The organism is Myxococcus sp. AB025B (genome assembly GCF_006518215.1).
GTDB lineage: Bacteria > Myxococcota > Myxococcia > Myxococcales > Myxococcaceae > Myxococcus > Myxococcus fulvus.
Genome location: NZ_SRLW01000700.1, coordinates 1 through 476, shown reverse-complemented (window position 1 = coordinate 476; position 476 = coordinate 1). Strand labels below are relative to the sequence as shown.

The following is a 476-nucleotide window of genomic DNA, read 5'->3' as shown; positions in this document are numbered from 1 at the left end:
CCGGACGTTGCGCCGCACCCTGGCGGAACAGCTCAATGCGGAACTGCTGCGCGCCTATCAGGACAACCAGACCGAAGGCGCCTACTCGCCCGATGCCGTGTCTGCAGGCAAGCGTGCGCTCAAGAACATCGCCCTCGGTTATGTGGTGGAAACCGAAGCCCCCGAAGCGCTGGCCCTGGCCGAACGGCAATATGCCGGCGCCACCAACATGACCGACCGCATGGGCGCCCTCTCGGCGATGGTCAACAGCTACGCCCCTGGCCGGGAAGCCGCACTGGCCGATTTCTACACGCGCTTCGCCGACGACGCCCTGGTCATCGACAAGTGGTTCTCGCTGCAAGCCATGCAGCCGGGCACCACCGGCAAGCCAACGCTGGAAACCGTTCGAGCCCTGATGACTCATCCGGCCTTTACGCTGCGCAACCCGAACCGAGCGCGTTCGCTCATCTTCAGCTTCTGCTCGGGCAACCCAGCGC

The 476-nt window shown here is 65.1% G+C and carries 1 protein-coding gene; it reads left to right on the top strand.

Annotation, left to right across the window (positions count from 1 at the left end; all coding sequences use genetic code 11):
* Window positions 1-476, top strand: a 476-nt coding sequence (locus FL311_RS43570; protein WP_141333592.1) for an aminopeptidase N C-terminal domain-containing protein, incomplete at both ends; no start/stop codon positions are given.